The sequence below is a fragment of the Actinoplanes sp. CA-252034 genome (assembly GCF_050956125.1).
GTDB lineage: Bacteria > Actinomycetota > Actinomycetes > Mycobacteriales > Micromonosporaceae > Actinoplanes.
Map to the genome: position 1 here is coordinate 4983311 of NZ_CP191846.1, position 20994 is coordinate 5004304.

Here is a 20994-nt window from a genome sequence, read left to right on the forward strand (position 1 = left end):
ATGCCCGCCCGTGAACGCCTGCGCCTGGGGGCTCTGCTGCGCAGTGTGCCCGCCACGGTCCGCCGCGACTACGTCACCACCCTGATCGTCCAGTGGTTCGTCCTGGGCGTCGGGCTGCTGCTGTTCCACCTGGTCGCCCGGCGCGGCAGCGTCAGCGGGTTCGCCTACTACCAGATCGCGCGCGGCACGGTCAGCAGCCTCCAGCCGATCCTGCTGCTCGGGCTCGGCGTCGGCCTGCACCGCTACCTGCCCCACACCGAGCACACCACCCGTCGCCTCGCCCGGCACGCCCTCACCATCGAGGCCGGGCTGGTCACCGCCGTCGGCCTGGCCGGTGTCGCGGCCGGTGACGAGATCGCCGCACTGCTCGGCCTGCCCGGCCGGCCCGCGGTCACCGCCGCCCTCGTCATGCTGGCCGGCAACTGCCTGTGCACGGTCTCGCTGGCCGCGCTGCGCGGCAACCAGCAGGTCATCGACGCGAACCTGACCATGGGACTGGGCTTCGGGCTGATCCCGCTGTTCGCCTTCGCGCTGGCCGACCGGATCGAGGACTTCCTGATCATCCAGGGCGCCGGGACCGCGCTGGTCGGCGTGTGGGCGACGTGGGTGGTTCGGCGGCAACCGGCCACGGCCGAGAAGACCGACGAACCCGACGTCAAGACCCTCATCGGGTACGGCGTGCGCCGCATGCCCGGAGAGTTCGCCCTGCCCGCCCTCTACACCTTCCCCACCTTCGCCGTGGCGGTGCTGATGCCCGGTGAGGCCGAAGCCGGCTACGTCGGGTTCACCACGTCGGCGGTCACCCTGATCTGCTCGGTGTTCGCCATGCTCACGCCGGTGCTGATGCCCCGGCTGAGCCGCCTGTTCCACCGCGCCGGCGCCGACGCGGGCGTACGCCGCCTGCTGACCGTGCTGCCGTTGGTGGCCGGGGCACTGGCCGCCCTGCCGGCCGGGCTGATCCTGCTCTTCGCCCGGCCGATGGTGCACGGATTCCTCGGGCCCGAGTTCGACGGCGCGGTCCCGGTGCTGCGCCTCGGCGTGCTCGCCGCCGTCCCGCTGGCCATGTTCTACGCCGCCCGCCCCACCATGGACACCCTGCTGGACGCCAAGTTCATGAGCCGGCTGCTGCTGGCCTGCCTGGTCCTGGAGATCCTGGCGACCGTCATCGGCGAGTCCTTCCTGACCGTCCCGCAGGCGGCGGTGCTGGGTCTGCTGGTCGCCGGCACGGCGCTCGGCCTCGACGCGGTGGGCCTGGCCGCCTTCGCCCTGCGCCGGCGCGGATGACGGCCACCGCGGCCGGGCCCCGCCCCGGACTGGTCGTCGTGATCGCCTTCGTGGTCACGCTCTCCGGCCGCTTCACCCTGGAACGCGTCGGCCTGGACGTCCCGATCGTCAACGACGTACGCGTACCCCTCTTCCTGATCCTGATCCTGTCCCTGGTCCTGGAGGCCCACCAGGTCGGCTCGCGCCCGGTCGAGGGCGCCCAGGCCCTGCTCGGCATCCTGGCGCTGCTCGGCTACCAGGCCCTGTCGGTGCTGTGGGTGCCGGCCGGCTCGGTGACCGGCCCGATGCTCGGCGACCTGCTCGCCATCGCCGGGCTGCTCATCGTCTACTTCAACCTGGCCGCCTGGGACCGCGACCGGGTGACCGCGACCACCCTGAAGCTGTTCCACGCCGCCGCCTGGATCTACTTCCTGGCCGCCGCGTCCGGCCGCGGGCATCAGGCCAACGGGCGGTGGGCGGCGCTGGGCGGCGGCCCCAACGTCTTCATCCGCATCATGATCCTCGGCATGATCACCGCGCTCTACCTGTACCTTCGCAGCGGCGAGAACCTGATCTGGCTGGCGCCGATCCCGGCGTTCCTGTTCGGCGCGATCGCCTCCGGCTCCCGGGGCGGCATCGTGGCGCTCGCCGTCACCATCGCGGTCGCCCTGCTGGCCATCCGGCCCCGGATCGACTTCGAGCGGATCGCCAAGCCACTGGCCCTGGTCGCCGTGCTCGGCACCGTCCTGGTCATCGTGGCCGGCCCGTCGATCGCCGGCTACGTCCAGTCACGGTTCGTCGAGGCGACCATCGGGCAGGGGTACGCGTCCTCGCGTGACGTGCTGTTCGAGATGGCGCTGCGGATCTTCCTCCAGCGCCCGATCCTGGGCACCGGGCTGAACGGCTTCTACACCGTCACCGACCTCGGGTTCGGCGAGCGGTACGTGCACAACCTGCCGCTGTCGATCGCGGCCGAGGGCGGGTTCGTCGGGCTCGTGCTGCTGATCGTGGCGTGGCTGGGGCTGTGGCGCGCGTACGCCGCGGTCCCGCCGGCCGAGCGCAGCCTCGAGGCCCGGATCGCGGCCTACTGCGGCATCTTCATCGGCGCGGCCAGCCTGTTCTCCGGTGACTACTACGACGCCCGGCTGATGTGGATCCTCCTGCTGCTCGCCGCGGTCCGGCCCGCCCCCGCCCGGGTCGTGCTCCGGTACTGAGCCGCCTCGGTCAGCACCCGCTCGAAGTCACCGAAGAGCAGGTCCCGGTCGAAACGGTCACGGGCCAGGGCGTACGCCGCCGCGCGAGCCGTCCGGCAGGCCGCCGGGTCGCCCAGGAACGCCGACACCGCCGCGGCCGCGGCCCCGGTGTCGTGGGCGGGCAGCACGAGCCCGGCGCCGTGCCCGGTGATCAGGTCGGCGATCCACCCGTCGTGGTTGACCGCGACCGGACGGCCCGCGGCGAAGGCGTCGAACACCTTGTTCGGCGAGTTGGCGCCCAGCTCCGGCACGTCGGCGAACACCGACGCGGCCAGATCACACGCGCCGAAGAACGCCACCACCTCCGCCTTGCTGACCGGGCCCAGCAGGAACAGGTTGCGGTCCAGGACGCCCAGCCGGGCGGCGAGGTCCCGGAGGGTGGCCCGCATCCGGCCGTCGCCGAGGATCACGATCCGCACCTCGGGGTCCGTGTCGGCGAGCCGGGCCGCCATCCGGACCAGGTAGTCCACGCCGTTGGCCACACCCAGCGTGCCCGCGTAGAGGACCAGCGGACGGTCACCGAGCCAGGGCGTGTCCCGGCGCAGGCGCTCGCCCGCCCGGTCGGCACGGCCGAACAGCTTCCGGTCGGAGCTGTTCGGCACCACGGTCACCGCGACGCCGGGGAAGCGGCGGCGGATGCTGGCGGCCATCCCCGGCGACAGGGCGATGACCCGCGCCGATCTGCGGTACGCCCACGCCTCCAGCCGGTGCGCGGCCCAGCGGCTCACCGGCGACCGCAGCGCGCCCATCGCGATCGGCAGTTCGGGCCACACGTCGCGGACCTCCAGCACCATCGGGACCCGGCGGCGCAGCGCGGCCCAGGCCCCGGGGACCGCCACCGTCAGCGGCGTGCTGGTCGCGAAGACCAGGTCGTGCCGTAGCCGCCCGGCCACCAGAGCCGACCGGCCGACGAAGCCGAGGAACGACCACAGCCGGCGACGGTACGACATCGCGTTGTCGTAGGGCACCGGCAGCCAGTGCACGACGATCCCGGCCTCCGTGGTGACCCGGGCCCGGTCGGCGTCCGGATCGCCGGTGATCATGTGCACCTCGTGGCCACGCTCGACCAGGCGACGCGCGAACTCGTACGACCGGGTGCCGCCGGACATCGCCGGCGTCTTGAAGTACTGGTGGATGTAGGTGATCCGCACGACTCCGCTCCCTCTATCTCGCGGGCACGCCCTTGACGACACACCCGGCCTCGACGTCGCGGACCACGCAGGCGCCCGCGCCTACCGTCGCGCCCGCGCCCACCGACCGGCCCTGCAGGACCGAGGCGGTGGTGCCGATCAGCGCCTCCCGGCCGAGCACACAGTTGCCGGAGACCGCCGCCGACGGGTTCACCTGGACGAAGTCGGCCAGCACCGCGTCGTGGCCGACGGTCGCGTTCTGGTTCAGGTGCACGTGCCGGCCCAGCGTCACGTTCGTGGTGATCCGCGCGCCGGCGAACATCACCACCCCCTCGGCCAGGTGGTTGTCCGGACCGACCGTCGCCGCCGGGTGCACCAGCGTGGCCGCCCGGCGTCCGAAGGGGGCCAGGCGCGTGGCGACGGCGGCGCGGACCCGTGGGTCGCCGATCCCGATGACGTGGTACGCGTCCAGCTCCGCCAGCAGCGCGGTCGGGCCCAGCCAGGCCGTGCCGAGACGATCCAGGGCGCGCAGGTTCGCCTCCGACGGCGCGTCGTCGACGAAACCGAGCACCTTCCACGGGTCGCCGTCGCGGTTGACGGCCGCGATGATCCCGAAGATCTCCCGTCCGTGGCCACCGCACCCGACCACCACGATCGGCTCAGGCACCGTCCGCCTCCCGTACCACGGGCGATCCGGTGAACTGGGGCATCGTCACCGAGCCCGGCGCCGCGATCCCCGCCCGCCGCAGCAGCACCAGGGCGGTCCGGGCACAGATCCGCAGGTTCAGGCCCAGCGACCGGTGATCCACGTACCAGGTGTCCAGCGCCAGCCGGTCCTCCCAGCTCAGCAGGTTGCGCCCGCTCACCTGGGCCAGACCGGTGACGCCCGGCCGTACCAGATGACGCCGTGCCTGTTCCGGGGTGTAGAGGTCGAGGTAGTGCATCAGCAGCGGCCGCGGGCCGACCAGGCTCATGTCGCCGCGCAGCACGTTCCACAGCGTCGGCAGCTCGTCCAGGCTGGCCGCCCGCAGCGCCCGGCCCAGCCCGGTCATCCGGTCGGCGTCGCTGACCAGGCCACGCTGCTCGTCGACGTCGCGCATGGTGCGGAACTTGACCAGCGTGAACGGCCGCCCGTGCAGGCCGGGGCGCTGCTGGCGGAACAGCACCGGCCGGCCGAGCCGCCTCGCGACCAGGACGGCGACCCCGGCCATCACCGGCGCCGTCACCACCAGCAGACCGCCGGAGACGGCCACGTCGATCGCCCGCTGGACCCGGTCGCCCCTCACCGCCGCTCCCTCAGGAAGCCGGTGATCTCGTCGAGCACCCGGCGGATCTGGTCGTCGCCGAGCGCCGAACCGCTGGGCAGCACCAGGCCGTTCGTGAACAGGCGCTCGGCGGCGCCGCTGAGGAACGAGCGGGCGCCCGCGAAGAGCGGCTGCAGGTGCATCGGCTTGAAGACCGGCCGGGTCTCCACGTCGCGGGCCCTCAGGTGGGCGGCCAGGTCACGGGCCCGCCAGCCGGTCCGCTGCGGGTCGGCGACGATGGCGGTCAGCCAGCAGTTGCCCACCGGGTCGTCGGCGGCGAGCAGGCGCACGCCGTCGACCGGGGCGAACACCCGGGCGTACGCCGCCCGCAGGGCCCGCCGGCGCTCGATCATCGCGTCCAGACGGCACAGCTGGGCCCGGCCCAGCGCGGCGAGCACATTGCTCAACCGGTAGTTGTAGCCGACCTCGGCGTGCTCGTAGTGCTCGGCGGGCAGCCGGGCCTGACCGGCCAGATACCGCGCCCGGTCGGCCAGCCCCTCGTCGGCGGTGACCAGCATGCCCCCACCGGACGTCGTGATGATCTTGTTGCCGTTGAACGAGAACGCCGCCGCCCGCCCGAACGACCCGGCCGCCCGCCCGTCGTATCCGGCCCCGAGCGACTCCGCGGCGTCCTCGACCACCGGCACCCCGTACCGCTCGCACACCGGCAGGATCGTGCGGTAGTCGGCACACGACCCGTACAGGTCCACGGCCAGCACCGCCCGCACCCGCGCGCCCTCGCCGTCGAGCATGTCGAGCAGCCCGCCCAGCACCCCGGGATCGAGGTTGCCGGTGGCCGGATCGCAGTCGGCGAACACGGGTGTCGCACCGGTGTACAGGACCGCGTTGGCGGTGGCCGCGAAGGTGAGCGTCGGTACGACCACCACGTCACCGGGACCGGCGCCGACCCCCTCCAGCGCCAGATGCAGCGCGGCCGTGCCCGAGCTCACCGCGACCGCGTGCGGCACCCCGGCGCGCCCGGCGATCTCACGCTCGAACAGGTCCAGATCGGGGCCGGCCGGAGCGACCCAGCCGGAGCGCAGCGCCGCCAGCACGTACTCCTGCTCCAGCTCACCGACGTCCGGAGCGGACAGCAGGACGGGCCGGTGGTGCTCCGTGCCGACCAGCGCCATCCCGGACCCCTTCATCCGCCCGTCGTCTCTGTTCGGCACGGGCGGGCCCGCGCTGAGCCGAATCCACCGGTCCGCCATGATCGCCGGCATGGACGACTTCCTTGCTCAGGGGACATTCCGGGTGCGCTGTGACTGGGGCCCGCCGGGCGCGGACGCGGTCGGGCCGGATGCCGCGATCGTGGCCGTGGTCGACGTGCTGTCGTTCACCACGGCCCTGACCGTGGCCGCCGACCGGGGCGCCGAGGTGTTCCCGTACCGGTGGCGCGACGATCGGGCCGAGGCGTTCGCCGCCGAGCACCGGGCCGTGCTGGCCGTCGGGCGCTCGCAGGCCGGCCCCGGCAATCCCGTCAGCCTGTCGCCGGCCACGATCCGCGCCGTCGCGCACCTGGAGCGCCTGGTGCTGCCGTCACCGAACGGATCCACCGTCGCCCGTCGCCTGGCGGAGACCGGGGCGACCGTGATCGGTGTGTCGCTGCGCAATGCGGCGGCCGCCGCCCGATGGACGGCGTCGCGGCTGCCGGCCGGGGCCGCGGTGGCCGTGATCGCGTCCGGCGAACGCTGGCCCGACGGCACGCTGCGCCCGGCGGTCGAGGACCTGTGGGGCGCCGGGGCCTTCATCGACGGCCTGCTCGGACAGGGGATCACCGGGCTGTCGCCGGAGGCGGGGGCGGCCGCGGCCGCGTACCGGCACGTCGAGCCGGACATCCGCGCGGCACTGCTCGACTGCGCCGGCGGACGCGAGCTCGTCACCAAGGGCTACCCCCAGGACGTGGAGATCGCCGCCGAGGCCGGCGCGAGCGAGGTCGTGCCGCTGCTCTCCGGCGAGAGCTTCCGCCCGGCCCGTCCGACGGCCAACCCCTGAGGGCCAGCCGGTCCGGAAACTTTCTCCGGTGTGCGCGAAACAAGGCATGCCGATCGACCATGATCCATGATTGAATCGGGTCCCACGACAGGGAGGACCGGATGACCTTCGCCAACCCGGTGATCGCCGGCATGCACCCGGACCCCAGCGTCTGCCGGGTCGGCGACGACTACTACCTGGCCTGCTCCAGCTTCGAGTACTTCCCGGGCGTGCCGATATTCCACAGTCGTGACCTGGTCCACTGGGAGCAGATCGGTAACGCCCTCGACCGGCCGAGCCAGCTGAGCCTGCCACCGGCCACCCCGTCCTCCGGCGGCGTCTACGCACCGACACTGCGCCACCACGACGGCCGGTTCTGGCTGATCACCACCAACTGCGCGCCCGGTGGCGGGACCTTCATCGTCACCGCCGACGACCCGGCCGGGCCCTGGTCCGAGCCGGTCGCCGTGCCCGGCATCGGCATCGATCCCGACCTGGCCTGGGACGACGACGGCAACTGCTGGTGCACCTACGCCGAGATCGGGCAGATCCGCCTCGACCCGGCCACCGGCGAGACGCTCGACGGGCCGTACCGGCTGTGGTCCGGCGGTCCCCGCGCCCAGGCGCCCGAGGCCCCGCACCTCTACCGGATCGACGGGTACTGGTATCTGCTGATCGCCGAGGGTGGCACCGAGCGCGGCCACGCCGTCTCGATCGCCCGCTCCACCTCGCCGAACGGGCCGTTCGAGCCCTGCCCCGCCAACCCGGTCCTCACCCATCGCGGCACGAACCGTCCGATCCAGAACACCGGTCACGCCGACCTCGTCCAGGGACCCGACGACTCGTGGTGGATGGTGCTGCTCGGCGTGCGGCCCGGCGGCGGCACCCCCGGCTGGCACGTGCTCGGCCGGGAGACCTTCCTGGTCCCGGTCTCCTGGGTCGACGGCTGGCCGGTCCCCGGCGAGCTGGAGCCCGAGATGACCGTGCCGTGGCCGCTGAAACCGCCCGCACCGGCGGTGACCCGCGACGACTTCGACTCGCCGGACCTGCATCCCCGCTGGATCTCGGTGCGGTCCCGGCCGGCCGCGAGCTGGTCCACCACGCAACGGCCCGGCTGGCTCAGCCTCCACGCCCGCGGTCCCTCGCTCGACCAGCCCGGCGTCACGTTCGTCGGCCGTCGCCAGCAGGATCTCTCCTGTCGGGTACGAGCACTCGCCGACCCGTCGCAGGGCCGCGGGGGACTGGCGGTCCGCCTCGACGAATGCCACCACTACGCACTCGAAGCGGGTGACGGCCTGATCCGGGTGACCGCCCGCATCGGCTCGATCCGGCACACCGTCGTCAGCCGTCCGATCCCCGACGGCCCGGTCCGGCTGCGCATCGACGTGATCGCAGCCGGCGGCTGGCATCCCACCCAGGGCCCCGACGAGCTGCACCTGGGCGTCGAGACCGCGGACGGCGACTTCCTGACACTGGCCCAACTCGACGGCCGCTACCTCTCGACCGAGGTCGCCGGGGGCTTCACCGGCCGGGTGATCGGGATGTTCGCCACCGCCGGCACGGTCCGGTTCGACTGGTTCGACTACGAGCCGATCGGGGACGAGCGATGAAGCCGGTCACCATCTCGTACATCGCGGAGACCGCCGGCGTCTCCGTCCCGACCGTCTCGAAGGTCATCAACGGCCGCTCGGGGGTCGCCGCCGAGACCCGGGCCCGCGTCGAAGCCCTGATCACCCAGTACGGCTACCGCAAGTCCAGCCCACCCCAGCGCACCAACCTGATGGAGCTGGTGGTCGACGAGATCGAGCACATGTGGGGTGTCGAGATCATCCGCGGCGTCCAGCGGGTGGTCCGTGAGCACCGGGTGGGGCTGGTGCTCACCGAGTTCGGCCCGGACCGCAGCACCATCCGCTACTGGATCGACGACACCATCGCCCGCCGCCCCGACTGCATCGTCACCGTCGCCCAGCTCTCCGAGGCCGAGCAGAACCAGCTCCGCGCCCGCGGCATCCCGTTCGTCGTCCTGGACCCGGCCACCGAGTTCGGAGAGGATGTCCCGTTCGTCGGCGCCACCAACTGGGCCGGCGGCCGGTCGGCGACCCGCCACCTGATCGGTCTCGGTCACCGCGACATCGCCATGATCAGCGGGCCCGGGCACCTCTACTGCCAGGCCCGCCTCGACGGTCATCGCTCCGCCCTGCACAGCGCCGGCCTGCCGCCGGGTGAGGTGCTCCAGGGGCCGCTCACCGAGGACGGCGGCCACACCGCGGCCCGCGACCTGCTCACCCGGCCCGCCCGTCCGTCCGCGATCGTCACCGGCAACGACCGGCAGGCCGTCGGCGTCTACCGGGCGGCCCGCGAGCTCGGTCTGCGCATCCCGGCCGACCTGAGCGTCGTCGGTTTCGACGACCTGCCGATCGCCGGCATGCTCGACCCGGCCCTGACCACCGTCCACCAGCCGCTGACCGAGATGGCGGTCGCCGCCACCGAGCTGGCCCTGGCCCTGGGCCGTGGCGAGACCGTCTCCCGCATCGGCATCGAGCTGGCCACCAGCCTCGTCGTCCGCGACAGCACCACCCCACCCTCGTGACCGCCGGCCGTTTCCATCGGCCGTGTCCGCCGGCCGTGTCCGCCGACCGGGTCCCTCGGCCTTGACCGTCGGTGTGGTGCAGCCCGGCCGGCCGACACGGTGGCGGTGCCGGCTCCTGGTGCCTGCCTCGTAGGGTGATCCGCATGCCCATCCCCGAGTTCGTCGTCGCACTCCGCGCCAAGATCGGCCATGCCCCGTTGCCGCTGAACGGCGTCGTCGCCGTGGTTCTCGACGACCGGGACCGGGTTCTTCTGGGCCGCCGCTCCGACAGCGGCGACTGGGCGCTCATCGCGGGTTGCCTGGAGCCCGGCGAGCAGCCGGCCGACGGAGTCCGGCGCGAGGTGTTCGAGGAGACCGGCGTCGAGGTGGCGGTGGAGCGGCTGCTCTCCATCGAGGCACTGGAGCTGTCCGTCGCCCCGAACGGCGACCAGGTCCACTGGCTCGCCATCGGGTTCCGCTGCCGGGTCGTCGGCGGCTCCCCCCGGGTCAACGACGACGAGTCCGTCGAGGTCGGCTGGTTCGAGCCGGATGCGATGCCGTCTCTCCCCGCCCACCAGGCGCGTTGTCTGGCACTCGCCCTGTCCGGAGAGGGCGACCCCTGGTTCGCCGACCCGGTCTCCCCACTCGGATGACGCCTTCCGGGGCATCCTTGATCCGCCGGCCGTGGCGACATGTGCCGGACCTGTCGACCGCACCGCCCGCGGGAGGGAACCCTCATGCCGTGCCGCATCCTCACCTACGACATCACCACCGGTGAGCGGACCCTCGTGCACACCAGCACGTCGGTGCACTTCGAGGCGCCGAACTGGACCGACACCGGCACGCTGATCGTCAACGGCGACGGTCTGCTCTGGGCCCTGCCGGCCGACGGCACGGGGGAGCCGCGACGGATCCCACTGGACGGCGTGCCCGCGCTCAACAACGACCACGTCCTGGCACCCGGCCACGAGACGATCTTCCTGTCCGCCGATGACGGCCACCTCTACGAGGCGCCGGTCGACGGCGGCTCCGCACGCCGGATCACCTCCGGCGACGACCGGCTGCACTTCCTGCACGGGGTCAGCCCGGACGGCGCCACCCTGGCGTACGTCGGCATCGACCGCCCCGACTGGTCGACGGCGAGCCTGCTGACCGTGGGCACGGACGGCACCGGCACGTTCCGGGTGACGCCGGCCGGTGGTGTCGACGACGGGCCGGAGTACACGCCGGACGGCGCGTGGATCCACTTCAACACCGAGCGGTTCTCGCCGGGCCACGCCCAGATCGCCCGGATCCGGCCCGACGGCTCCGGCCTGGAGCAGCTCACCTTCGACGACCGGGTCAACTGGTTCCCGCACTTCGCCCCGGACGGCCGGCACGCCGTGCACCTCAGCTACCCGCCGGGCACCCAGGGCCACCCGGGCGACCTGCCCGTCGAGTTGCACCTGGTCGAGGGCGGCGACTGGCGGTCCGCCCGGACGGTCGTCGCGCTCCAGGGCGGCCAGGGCACCATCAACGTCAACAGTTGGTCGCCGGACTCCCTCAGGTTCGCGTACGTGGACTATCCCGCGACGCGATGATCACCCGGTTGCCGTCCGGGTCGGTGACCGTGGCCATCCGCTCGCCCCACGGCTGGTCGGCCGGCTCCTGCAGCACCTCGACCCCGCCGGCCCGCAGCCGCTGCACCCCGGCGTCGCAGTCGTCGGTGTACACCCACAGCGTGATCCGGTCGTTGGCCAGTGGCCCCGGCTGCTCCTGCCGCCCGATGCCGAGGTGGGAGCGGCCCAGGTCCAGGGCGACGTAGACCGGATCACCCTCGTCCGGGAACCGGTAGGTGACCTCGCCACCGAGCAGATCACGCCAGAAACGCAGCGACCGTGCCAGGTCCGCGGTCGTCAGGATCGGGAACATCTCGTCGAACATCGTTTCCTCCCTCGGCAGGCCATAATGTCCGAGTGTCGCTGACTCTCGCCGAGGCCCGGGCCCGTGCCGCCGCACTCTCCGAGATCTCCTACGATCTCGCGCTCGACGTCACCGGGACGGATGATTTCCGCAGCCGTGCCGTCATCCGGTTCACCACCACCGGCGGCGGCACCTTCCTCGAGCTGCACCGGGCGCAGACGCTCGATGTCCTCCTCGACGGGACGGTGATCACCCCGGCGTACGACGGCAGGCGCATCCCGCTCGACGACCTGGCCCCCGGCAAGCACGAGGTGATCGTCGACGCCCGCCTGCGCTACGTCACCGACGGCGAGGGCCTGCACACCTTCACCGACCCGGCCGACGGCGAACGCTACGTCGGCGGCTATCTCGGCCTCGACATCACCCAGCGGCTGTTCGCCTGCTTCGACCAGCTCGACCTGAAGGCCCCGATCACCCTGACCGTCGAGGCCGACCCGGCGTGGACGGTGCTGTCCAACGGCGTGCCCACCGGCCCGGGTACGTTCGCGACGACCCCGCCGATCGCCTGCGACCTGTTCGTCGTGGCGGCGGGCCCGTTCCATTCGGTGCGCTGGGAGCACGCCGGTGTGCCGATGGGCTGGCACGCCCGCCGTTCGCTCGCCGCCGAGCTGGACCGCGACGCCGCCGAGCTGCGTCGTGTCACCGAGGTCTGCTGGGACCATTTCGCCCGGGTCTTCACCGAGCCGTTCCCGTTCGACTCCTACGACCAGGTCTTCGTCCCGGAGCTCAACTGGGGCGCCCAGGAGAACCCGGGCTGTGTCACGTTCAACGAGTTCCTGCTGCCCCGCGGCCGGGTGACCGGCGACGACCGCCGCCGCCGGGCCATGGTGATCGCCCACGAGATGTCGCACATGTGGTTCGGTGACCTGGTGTCCCCGGTCTGGTGGGAGGACGCCTGGCTCAACGAGTCGTTCGCCGACTACATGGGTTTCGAGGTGGCCGAGACCGCCGCCGGTTACGCCGGGACCAGGGTGTCCTTCGAGGCGTTGCACAAACCGGGCGCCTACGACGCCGACCGGCGACGGTCGACGCATCCGGTGGCCCCGGCGAGCGCTGACGTGCCCGACGTCGCGACCGCCACGACCATCTTCGATCACATCTCGTACGGCAAGGGCAACGCCACCCTGCGCCAGCTGGTGACCTGGCTGGGGGAGGAGGACTTCCTGACCGGCGTCAACGCTCACCTGACCCGGCACCGGTTCGGCAACGCCACCCTGGAGGACCTGCTGTCCGCCCTGGACACCGCTTCCCCGCGGGACGTGCGCGGCTGGGCCGAGGTGTGGCTGCGCCGGGCCGGGCACGACACGATCCGGGTCACCCGCCGTAACGGTGTGCCCGTGCTGACCCGTGACGGCGTCCGGCCGCACCGGTTCACCGTCACGGCGTACACCCCTGATCTGGAGCCGGTGGGCTCGCGCCTGATCGACCTCGGTGACGAACCGCTGGTCCTGGCCGACTGGCCCGGCCTCGTCGTGGTCCCCAACGCGCACGGTGAGACCTTCGCCCGCCTCGACCTCGACCGTCAGTCGAGCGACGCCCTCACCGAGGGCCTGACCGCCGTGCCCGACCCGCTGGTCCGGGCCGTGCTGTGGCCGGCGCTGCTCGACCGGGATCCGCTGCCCCTGCTGGCCCGCCAGCTCCCGCGCGAGCCGTCGCCGACGCTGATCACCGCGGCCCTCGACCGGACCCGCAACAGCCTGATCCGCCGCACGCTGCCGGCCGCCGACGTGCCGGCCGCCCTCGACGTGATCGCCGCCGCCTGCGCCACCGCCGCCACCGAGCCCGACGAACAGCGCGACGTCGCGCTCGCCAAGGGCCTGGCCTGGTCGACCGCCGACACGGGCCTGCTGCGCCGCTGGCTGGCCGCGAACGCCACCGACGCCGGCCTCACCCTGGACCCGGATCTGCGCTGGTCGCTGCTGCGGCGGCTCGCCGAACTGGGCGGCGTCGAGGCCGCGGAGATCGACGCCGAGCAGCATCGCGACGGCACCGCGGACGGTGTGCTCGGCGCTCTCACCGCGCTGGCCGCACGGCCGACCACCGAGGCCAAGGCGCAGGCCTGGGCGGCGATGACCGAGGACGCCGGTGTCTCGGGCCGCCGGTTCCGGGCGCTGGCCGCCGGCTTCTGGTCGCCGTCACAGCGGGAGCTGCTGGCCCCCTACCTCCCGGCCTACGTCACCGCCGCACCCGCCCTGGCCCGGCGCGGCTCGGCGTTCGCCGCCGAGGTCGGCCGGGCCTTCCCGGCCCTCGCCCTGACAGATCAGGAAAATGAGCTGGTACGCGACGCGCTGCGCGACGACGTGCCGACCGTCCTGCGCCGCCACTGGGACGACGAGCTCGACGACCGGACGGCGTGATCAGGCCGCGCGCCGCCGCACCAGGAAGACCTCGGCGTCCGACAGCCTTCCGGACAGCCGCCCGGCCGCCCGGATCTCGTCGTCGCTCATCGACGGGACGATCTGGTGTGCCTCGTGCAGACCGTCGCCGTTGCCCACGCCGAGCATGGCGAGATACCAGCGCAGCGCCTGAACCAGGTCGACGGGCCCGCCGAAGCCGTCGCGATACCAGCAGGCAGCCGCGAACATGCAGCCCTCCTGCCCGGCTTCGGCGCCACGCACGTACCACCGCAGGGCCTCGTCGTCGATGTCCAGCTCGCTGAGACGGTTCGCGAGATGCGGGTACGCATCGTGGACGCCTGCCTCCGCCGCCTGCCGCAGCCACCGCACCGCGGTCCGGGGATCGGTGGCGGTGACACCGAGATTGTGGGCCGCGTAGCCGTCACCGGCGTCGGCCGCGATCCGGCTCAGTGTCGCCGCCCGAGCCGTGTCACGAAGCTCCTCGGGGCCCTCGGCGTGCAGGAACGCCAGTGAACGCTGCGCCTCCGGGTCCTCGTCGGCGGTCGCCAGCAGCTCGGCGCCGGCGATCGGCTCGCCGAGATGGAAGGCGAGGATGACGCCCAGCATCTTCCGGGCCCGCGTGCTGCCGGACGCCTGCTCCCGTAGGCGCGGAACCAGCGCCTCCAAGTGCCCCGGGCCAGGTCCTCATCCTGTTTCGCCGCCTCCAGATACCACCGCGCGGCCTCGACCGGGTCGTCGCGCCGGTAGGCGTGGAGTGCCCCGAGGTCGAACGCGGCCTCCGGCACGTCGCCCGCGGCCGCGGCCAGCAGCAGCCGCTCCGCCTCCCCGTCGTCGGCCGGGACCCCCTGGCCGGTCGCGTGCATGACGCCGGCCATCCGCAGGCCGCCGGCGTCACCGAGCTCCGCCGCCCGCAGATACCAACTCAGGCCCGTCGCGTACCGCTGCGCCCCGGCGTGGATCGCCCCGAGGTCGTAGGCCGCCTCCGCGCTGCCCAACTCGGCGGCCCGTTCATACCACGCCTGCTTCTGCGCCGGATCCGCCGGCCCGCCGAGACCCGCCCCGACGAGCTGTCCCAGCAGCAGCATCGCGGCCGGATCGTCCCCGGCCTCGCGCAGCAGGCTCCGGGCCGCCTCGTAGTCCCGCCGATCGACGGCGAGCCGCCCCTGCTCGTACGCCGTCCAAGTCACGTCCGGCAGTGTAGGCACGCCCGGATCAGGGTGGTCCTTCGCGGTCGAGGCCGCCGTTCCACCGGTCCGGGCTCTCCGGCTCCTTCTCCGGGTCCTTGTCGTCGACCTCGGTGAGCTCGTGCTCCTCGGCGAAGTCGCCGGTCTCGTCAGGATCGCCGATCGGCTCCATGGATCACCCTCCTCGTCGTCGTGGTCGCGCGGCTACCCGCCGGCCCTCGCGATAAACGCCTCCGGCCGTCGCAGCGCCGACGGGACCTGGAGGATCTCCGTCGCCCCGGTCGCCGCGAGCACCTGGCAGACGATGCCGAACGCGTTGACCACCCGGTGTCCGCAGCCGTGTTCGAGAGCGGCGTCCCGGCCCCGCAGCAGCGCGCCGACCCCGCCCGCGGCCAGGAAGGTGACATGCTCGAGGTCGACGACCACATCGATGACGCCCGGCTGCTGCACCGCGTTGAGCACCAGCGACGTGAGCCCGGCACTGGTGTCCTCGTCGAGATATCCGGTGACGGTCATCCGGACCACACCGCCGCCCTCGTCGTGCTTGTTCACTCCGAACGGGTTTCCCATCGGATCCTCCTCCGGCGCGTGCAGCCGCGACGGCAACGATTGCCGCTGCGGACCTGATCAAACGGGTCCGCGGGGCCAACCCGCCACCGGGGCATGGTCCGCGGCGACCCGCCTGGAGACGTGGATGATCGGACCGGACGCCCGAGCGCGGCCGCCGGTCACCGCCGACCCTCGTGCCGCTCGCCATTGACGGGCGTGAAACGGCGTCTTAACGTCTCCGGCACCGTTCCTTCCTCCGCCATCCCCCTGCGAGGATCCCGTGAAACGATTCATCCCCCTGGCGCTCGCCGCCCTGGCGGCCGTGTTCCCGGCCGTGCCGGCCGCAGCGGCGGCGCCGACCGTGGCGCACACCTCGACCACCGTCCTGACCACCAGTGGCCGGACCGCGCTCACCTACACCGGCTACATGAACGGCGAGTCGTTCCAGCAGGACGGCATCGTCACGTTCAACGGCTGGCAGTACTCGGCCTTCTGGGACCAGGCCGGATACGTCAACCTGTCCCGCCGGCAGCTGCCCTCCGGCGCCTGGTCCAACCTGCGGCTCACCGACTACGTCACCGCCTCGACCGACTCGCACAACACGATCAGCATCGGCATCGCCCCGTCCGACGGCACCATCCACCTGGCCTTCGACACGCACTCCTCGCAGTTGCGCTACCGGAGGTCGATCGCCGGACTGGCTTCCTCGCCGGCGGGCGCGGTCTGGTCCACGAGCAGTTTCGGCACGGTCCAGACGCGACTCACCGGCACGAGCATGGACGTCGTCACGTACCCGCAGTTCTTCGCCCATCCCGACGGCACGCTGCAGCTGGCGATCCGTACCGGCTACAGCGGCACCGGCGACGAGGTCCTCTACGAGTACCGGCCGGGCGCCTGGTCCTACGTCGGCGAGTTCATCGACGGCACCACGGCCGGCAACAACGCCTACCTGTTCGGCATCGAGTACGACAACGTCGACCCGGCCGCCCCGCTGCTGCACGTGACGTGGACGGTCCGGGAGACGTCGAACGCCAGCACGAACCACGACATCTTCTACGCGTACAGCAGGGACAAGGGCCGGACCTGGCGCAACAACGCCGGAACCGTCATCGCGACCACCGGCAGCACCCCGCTCGCCTCGAACGCCGCCGGCCTCAAAGTGTGGGGCATCGGCCAGAATCGGGGACTGATCAACCAGGAGTCCCAGGTCGTCGACGCGGCCGGGATCGTGCACGTGCTCGCCTCGCACCTGCCGGCGTCGGCCGCCGACACCGGCGACTTCACCGCCGCCCGGGAGAAGGCCGTCCTCGTGCACTACTGGCGGGACAAGGCGAGCAAGGTGTGGCACCAGAAGTACACGCCGTTCCTGGAGCGCTCGGCCCGCGGTGACATCGCCGTCGACTCCCGCGACAACCTGTACGTGGTCAGCGGCGACTCCAGCACCCGCAAGCTGCACATCCAGACCGCGTCGAAGGCGTCCGGCTGGACCGACTGGGTGATCCGGTACACGTCGTCGGCGGTCTACTACTCCGACCCGCTGATCGACCACCAGCGCCTGAGGACACTCGGCACGCTGAGCTTCTTCGCCCCGCGGTACGGCGGTAGTCAGATCGACGTTCAGGATTGGACGGTGAGCGCCGGATAGAACGATCACATCGGTTACCAGCGGGTGAATCCGGGAGCCTTGACACACCAATTGTTATCGATAACATGTGGCGCGTAACACAGGCGAAATCTCCCCGTACCCCCACTGAGGAGAGCCATGCTCCCGCTCACCCGCCGCAGCATCCTGGGCGCCGCCGTCGGTGGCGCCGCCCTGTCCGTGATGCCCGGTCTCCCCGCGTCCGCCGCCGAGACCGGTGTCTCGGCCTACACCTTCCCCCTCGGCCAGGTGCGGCTCACCGCCGGCCGGCTCATGGACAACCAGAGCCGCACCCTGGCCTACCTCCGGTTCGTCGACGTCGACCGGCTGCTCTACGTCTTCCGCGCCAACCACGGCCTGTCCACCGGCGGCGCCGCGGCCAACGGCGGCTGGGACGCGCCCACCTTCCCGTTCCGCTCCCACGTGCAGGGGCACTTCCTGACCGCGTGGGCGCAGGCGTGGGCCGTCCTCGGCGACACGACCTGCCGTGACAAGGCCAACTACATGGTCGCCGAGCTGGCGAAATGCCAGGCCGCCAACGGTTACCTGTCCGGGTTCCCGGAGGCCGACATCACGGCCGTGCACAACCGCACGCTGACCAACGGCAACGTGCCCTACTACTGCATCCACAAGACGCTCGCCGGGCTGCTCGACGTGTGGCGGCTCATCGGCGGCACCCAGGCCCGCGACGTCGTCCTCAAGCTCGCCGCGTGGGTCGACACCCGTACCGCCGCGCTGACGACCGCCCAGATGCAGGCCATGCTGCAGACCGAGTTCGGCGGCATGAACGCCGTCCTCACCGACCTCCACCAGCAGACCGGCGACTCCCGCTGGCTGACCGTGGCCCGCCGTTTCGATCACGCCGTCGTCTTCGACCCGCTCGCGGCCGGCACCGACAGCCTCAACGGGCTGCACGCCAACACGCAGGTGCCGAAGTGGATCGGCGCGGCCCGCGAGTACAAGGCCACCGGCACCACCCGCTACCGCGACATCGCGCGCAACGCCTGGAACATCACGGTCGGCGCGCACACGTACGCGATCGGCGGCAACAGCCAGGCCGAGCACTTCCGCCCGGCCGGAGCGATCGCCGGTTACCTCACCAACGACACGTGCGAGCACTGCAACACCGTCAACATGCTGCGCCTGACCAACGAGCTGTGGGTGACCGAACCGGACCGGGCCGCCTACTTCGACTACTACGAGCAGGCGCTGCTCAACCACGTCCTCGGCGCGCAGAACCCGGCCTCGCCCTACGGGCACGTCACCTATTTCACCCCCCTTCGCCCGGGCGGCCGCCGCGGTGTCGGCCCGGCCTGGGGCGGCGGCACCTGGTCGACCGACTACGGCACGTTCTGGTGCTGCCAGGGCACCGGCGTCGAGGTCAACACCCGGCTCGCCGAGTCGATCTACCACTACAGCGGGACCACGCTGACGGTGAACCTGTTCGCGCCGTCGGTGCTGACCTGGAGCCAGCGCGGCATCACCGTCACCCAGACCACCACGTTCCCGGAGAGCGACACCACGACGCTGAAGCTCACCGGCACGATGAGCGGCTCGTGGAGCATCCGGGTCCGCATCCCGTCCTGGACCAGCGGCGCCACCATCACCGTCAACGGCACGGCGGTCACCACGAGCGCGCCCGGCACGTACACCACGATCACCCGCACCTGGGCGGCGAACGACACGATCGTGGTACGCCTGCCGATGCGGATCGTGCTGCGCGCCGCCAACGACAACCCCGGTCTGCAGGCCATCACCTACGGCCCGACCGTGCTGGCCGGCAACTACGGCGACACGGCGCTCACCTCGCCGCCGTCGCTGACGGTCTCCTCGGTCACCCGGACCACCGCCACCGCGAACGGCGCGACCGTCAACCTGGTGCCGTTCTACAACGCGCACGCCATCAACTACAACGTCTACTGGCTGACCACGCCCACCTACAAGCTGGTCAACAACGCCACCGGGCTGGTCCTCGGCATCCGGGACATGTCGGTGGCCAACGGCGGGCTCGCCGTGACCTGGGGCGACACCGGCACGCTGGACCACAGCTGGGTGCGCGTCACCGACGGCGACGCGGTCCGGTTCCGCAACGTCAACAGCGGCAAGGTCCTCGGCGTCCAGGACATGTCGACCGCCGACAACGCCGTCGTCCTGCAATGGGACGACAACGGCACCGCCGACCACCGCTGGACCCTGCTCGACCAGGGCAACGGCCTCTACAAGATCCGCAACGTGAACAGCGGGAGGCTCCTGGCCGTCCTCAACGGCGCAACGGCCTGGGGCACCCAGGTGGTCCAGGAGTCCGACAACGGCACGGCCGACAACCTCTGGCGCCTCACAGCCATCTAGAAGGTCCGCCTCGGCGCGGCTCGGGCTCGAGGCCGGGGCCGGGCCGGGGCGCCCCTGTGCCCAGGCCCGGCCCCGGCCGCGCCTGTCGTTTCGGCTGCCCGCTGCCCGCCGCCCGCCCTCGGCGTAGGGGCCCGACCGGGCCTCGGGCTGCGGTACCGTCGGGGAGGCGAAAGGGGCCGTTTTGCTACCTATATCCAGGCGGCGGGCGCTCCTGGCCGGACTTGCCGGCGCCGCTGGACTGGCCGGCTGCCGCCAGGAGACGGCGACCGCCGAGAGCGACCAGACCCGTCTGCTCTACTGGCCCGGCGGTCTCAGCGCCGACGTGCTCAAGCGGGCCGCGACCCGGTTCGCGGACCGGACCGAGCTCACCGCGGTCCAGCTCGAGGGCGCCTACCGTGACCAGCTCGTCCAGATCCTCAACGACGGCACCGATCTGCCCGGCATCGTGGGCATCAAGGGCGAGGAGATCGCCGCCCTGGTGCCCCGGGCCGACTTCTTCGTCGACCTGCACACCCTCGGCGCCGACGAGCTGATGGGCCAGTACGTGCCGTGGAAGTGGCAGCAGGCCGCCTCGCCGGACAACCGGCAGATCGGCTTCCCCATCGACATCGGCCCGACCGCCACCTTCTACCGCGCCGACCTGATCGAGAAGGCCGGCCTGCCCGGCGATCCCGCGAAGATGGCCGCGACCGTGCGCACCTGGGACGACTACATCACGATGGGGCGCAAGCTGGTGAAGGCGCTCCCGTCGGTCAAACTGGTCCGCAACAGCAGCGAGCTCTACACGATCATGCTGTGTCAGGGTGTGCGGCGCTACATCGACGAGACCAACCACTACGTCGGCGGCGAAGCGCACGTCAGACGAGCCTGGGACCTCGGCATCCGGCTGATCGAGCACGACCTGGTCGCCCGGATCGGCGGCACCGACGGCGACGGCTGGGCCAAGGCCCTGGCGGAGGGCACGATCGCCACCGCCCTCGGCGCGTCCTGGCTCGGCTACGACCTGAAGAGCCTGGCCCCGGCCTCGTCCGGCAGATGGCGCGTCGCGTCCGGGCCGGCGATCGGCGCCAACTACGGCGGCTCGTTCCTGGCCATCCCGCAGGGCAGCGCCGACCCGGCGCTCTCCTTCGAGATCATCAAATGGATCCTGGCCCCGGACAATCAGGCCGTCGCGTTCACCGAGGCCGGGCTCTTCCCGGCGGCCACCGCCGCGTTCGAGATGCCGGCCCTGATGGAGCCGGATCCGTTCTTCGGAGGCCAGAAGACGGTCGGCATCTTCGCCGAATCGGCCCGGAAAGCCCATCGGGTGTACGAGGCGCCCGCCGACGGAAAGATCCATGAGGCCTTCGTGGCCCAACTCGACGCCATCGAGAAGGGCACGAAGCCCGCCTCGCAGGCGTGGACCGACGCGGTGGAGGAGGGCCGCTCGATCGGCGTGTCCCTCGGCGTCAACTGACC

At 72.1% G+C, this 20994-nt stretch carries 20 protein-coding genes; 11 read left to right on the forward strand and 9 right to left on the reverse strand.

Annotated features, from left to right (window positions below):
* Positions 1-1284 carry a lipopolysaccharide biosynthesis protein gene (locus tag ACQPZW_RS22585; protein WP_433796911.1) on the forward strand — a complete coding sequence of 428 codons (1284 nt, stop codon included), beginning with the start codon at positions 1-3 and terminating at the stop codon, positions 1282-1284.
* A complete protein-coding gene (locus ACQPZW_RS22590) occupies positions 1281-2477 on the forward strand; it encodes an O-antigen ligase family protein (protein ID WP_433796912.1) in 1197 nt (398 codons plus the stop codon). Before ACQPZW_RS22585 ends, ACQPZW_RS22590 begins: the two co-directional genes overlap by 4 nt.
* On the opposite strand, the gene ACQPZW_RS22595 is transcribed toward ACQPZW_RS22590, so the two are convergent.
* Genes ACQPZW_RS22595 through ACQPZW_RS22610 form a run of 4 tightly spaced genes read right to left on the reverse strand, consistent with a single transcriptional unit; the run spans position 2396 to position 6173 of the window.
* Positions 2396-3667, reverse strand: a complete 1272-nt coding sequence (locus ACQPZW_RS22595) for a glycosyltransferase family 4 protein (protein WP_433796913.1) — start codon at positions 3665-3667, stop codon at positions 2396-2398. The two genes, ACQPZW_RS22590 and ACQPZW_RS22595, sit on opposite strands and share 82 nt — an antisense overlap.
* A gap of 13 nt (positions 3668-3680) precedes the next feature.
* The gene (locus ACQPZW_RS22600; protein ID WP_433796914.1) at positions 3681-4313 is read right to left on the reverse strand and encodes a NeuD/PglB/VioB family sugar acetyltransferase; all 633 of its coding nucleotides are present in this window, start codon (positions 4311-4313) and stop codon (positions 3681-3683) included.
* Positions 4306-4932, reverse strand: a complete 627-nt coding sequence (locus tag ACQPZW_RS22605; RefSeq protein ID WP_433796915.1) for a sugar transferase — start codon at positions 4930-4932, stop codon at positions 4306-4308. Before ACQPZW_RS22605 ends, ACQPZW_RS22600 begins: the two co-directional genes overlap by 8 nt.
* Positions 4929-6173 (reverse strand): DegT/DnrJ/EryC1/StrS family aminotransferase, encoded by a 1245-nt coding sequence (locus ACQPZW_RS22610; protein WP_433796916.1) that lies wholly within the window; start codon positions 6171-6173, stop codon positions 4929-4931. Before ACQPZW_RS22610 ends, ACQPZW_RS22605 begins: the two co-directional genes overlap by 4 nt.
* On the opposite strand from ACQPZW_RS22610, the gene ACQPZW_RS22615 reads away from it, so the two are divergent.
* From ACQPZW_RS22615 to ACQPZW_RS22635, 5 genes are all read left to right on the forward strand, one after another.
* Positions 6172-6945: a 2-phosphosulfolactate phosphatase gene (locus ACQPZW_RS22615; protein ID WP_433796917.1), complete on the forward strand. Its 774-nt coding sequence runs from the start codon at positions 6172-6174 to the stop codon at positions 6943-6945. The two genes, ACQPZW_RS22610 and ACQPZW_RS22615, sit on opposite strands and share 2 nt — an antisense overlap.
* 101 nt (positions 6946-7046) lie before the next feature.
* Positions 7047-8534, forward strand: coding sequence for a glycoside hydrolase family 43 protein (locus ACQPZW_RS22620; RefSeq protein WP_433796918.1), 1488 nt, complete (start codon positions 7047-7049; stop codon positions 8532-8534).
* Positions 8531-9514, forward strand: coding sequence for a LacI family DNA-binding transcriptional regulator (locus ACQPZW_RS22625; RefSeq protein WP_433796919.1), 984 nt, complete (start codon positions 8531-8533; stop codon positions 9512-9514). The genes ACQPZW_RS22620 and ACQPZW_RS22625 overlap by 4 nt, the downstream gene beginning before the upstream one ends.
* A 143-nt stretch (positions 9515-9657) precedes the next feature.
* Entirely contained in the window at positions 9658-10146 is a 489-nt protein-coding gene (locus ACQPZW_RS22630) for an NUDIX hydrolase (RefSeq protein ID WP_433796920.1), read from the forward strand.
* A gap of 84 nt (positions 10147-10230) precedes the next feature.
* A complete protein-coding gene (locus ACQPZW_RS22635; protein WP_433796921.1) occupies positions 10231-11073 on the forward strand; it encodes a TolB family protein in 843 nt (280 codons plus the stop codon).
* Here ACQPZW_RS22635 and ACQPZW_RS22640 read toward each other — a convergent pair.
* Positions 11036-11416 (reverse strand): VOC family protein, encoded by a 381-nt coding sequence (locus tag ACQPZW_RS22640; RefSeq protein WP_433796922.1) that lies wholly within the window; start codon positions 11414-11416, stop codon positions 11036-11038. The two genes, ACQPZW_RS22635 and ACQPZW_RS22640, sit on opposite strands and share 38 nt — an antisense overlap.
* Positions 11417-11448: 32 nt before the next feature.
* On the opposite strand from ACQPZW_RS22640, the gene pepN reads away from it, so the two are divergent.
* Positions 11449-13812 (forward strand): aminopeptidase N, encoded by a 2364-nt coding sequence (gene pepN, locus ACQPZW_RS22645; RefSeq protein ID WP_433796923.1) that lies wholly within the window; start codon positions 11449-11451, stop codon positions 13810-13812.
* Here the strand turns inward: pepN and ACQPZW_RS22650 are convergent, their stop codons facing one another.
* The 4 genes from ACQPZW_RS22650 to ACQPZW_RS22665 are packed head-to-tail and all read right to left on the reverse strand — an operon-like array spanning position 13813 to position 15566.
* A complete protein-coding gene (locus ACQPZW_RS22650) occupies positions 13813-14364 on the reverse strand; it encodes a tetratricopeptide repeat protein (protein ID WP_433797597.1) in 552 nt (183 codons plus the stop codon).
* On the reverse strand, positions 14259-14999 hold the full coding sequence (locus ACQPZW_RS22655) for a tetratricopeptide repeat protein (protein WP_433796924.1): 741 nt from the start codon (positions 14997-14999) through the stop codon (positions 14259-14261). The genes ACQPZW_RS22650 and ACQPZW_RS22655 overlap by 106 nt, the downstream gene beginning before the upstream one ends.
* A 25-nt stretch (positions 15000-15024) precedes the next feature.
* Positions 15025-15168: a hypothetical protein gene (locus tag ACQPZW_RS22660; protein WP_433796925.1), complete on the reverse strand. Its 144-nt coding sequence runs from the start codon at positions 15166-15168 to the stop codon at positions 15025-15027.
* 32 nt (positions 15169-15200) lie between these two features.
* Complete coding sequence (locus tag ACQPZW_RS22665) at positions 15201-15566, reverse strand: STAS domain-containing protein (RefSeq protein WP_433796926.1); 366 nt, start codon at positions 15564-15566, stop codon at positions 15201-15203.
* A gap of 259 nt (positions 15567-15825) precedes the next feature.
* On the opposite strand from ACQPZW_RS22665, the gene ACQPZW_RS22670 reads away from it, so the two are divergent.
* The 3 genes from ACQPZW_RS22670 (at position 15826) to ACQPZW_RS22680 (ending at position 20992) form a co-directional block, all read left to right on the forward strand.
* On the forward strand, positions 15826-17190 hold the full coding sequence (locus ACQPZW_RS22670) for a BNR repeat-containing protein (RefSeq protein ID WP_433796927.1): 1365 nt from the start codon (positions 15826-15828) through the stop codon (positions 17188-17190).
* Positions 17191-17307: 117 nt separating this feature from the next.
* Positions 17308-19536: a beta-L-arabinofuranosidase domain-containing protein gene (locus ACQPZW_RS22675; RefSeq protein ID WP_433796928.1), complete on the forward strand. Its 2229-nt coding sequence runs from the start codon at positions 17308-17310 to the stop codon at positions 19534-19536.
* A 181-nt stretch (positions 19537-19717) separates the two neighbouring features.
* Positions 19718-20992: an ABC transporter substrate-binding protein gene (locus ACQPZW_RS22680; RefSeq protein ID WP_433796929.1), complete on the forward strand. Its 1275-nt coding sequence runs from the start codon at positions 19718-19720 to the stop codon at positions 20990-20992.
* Positions 20993-20994: the final 2 nt, after the last annotated feature.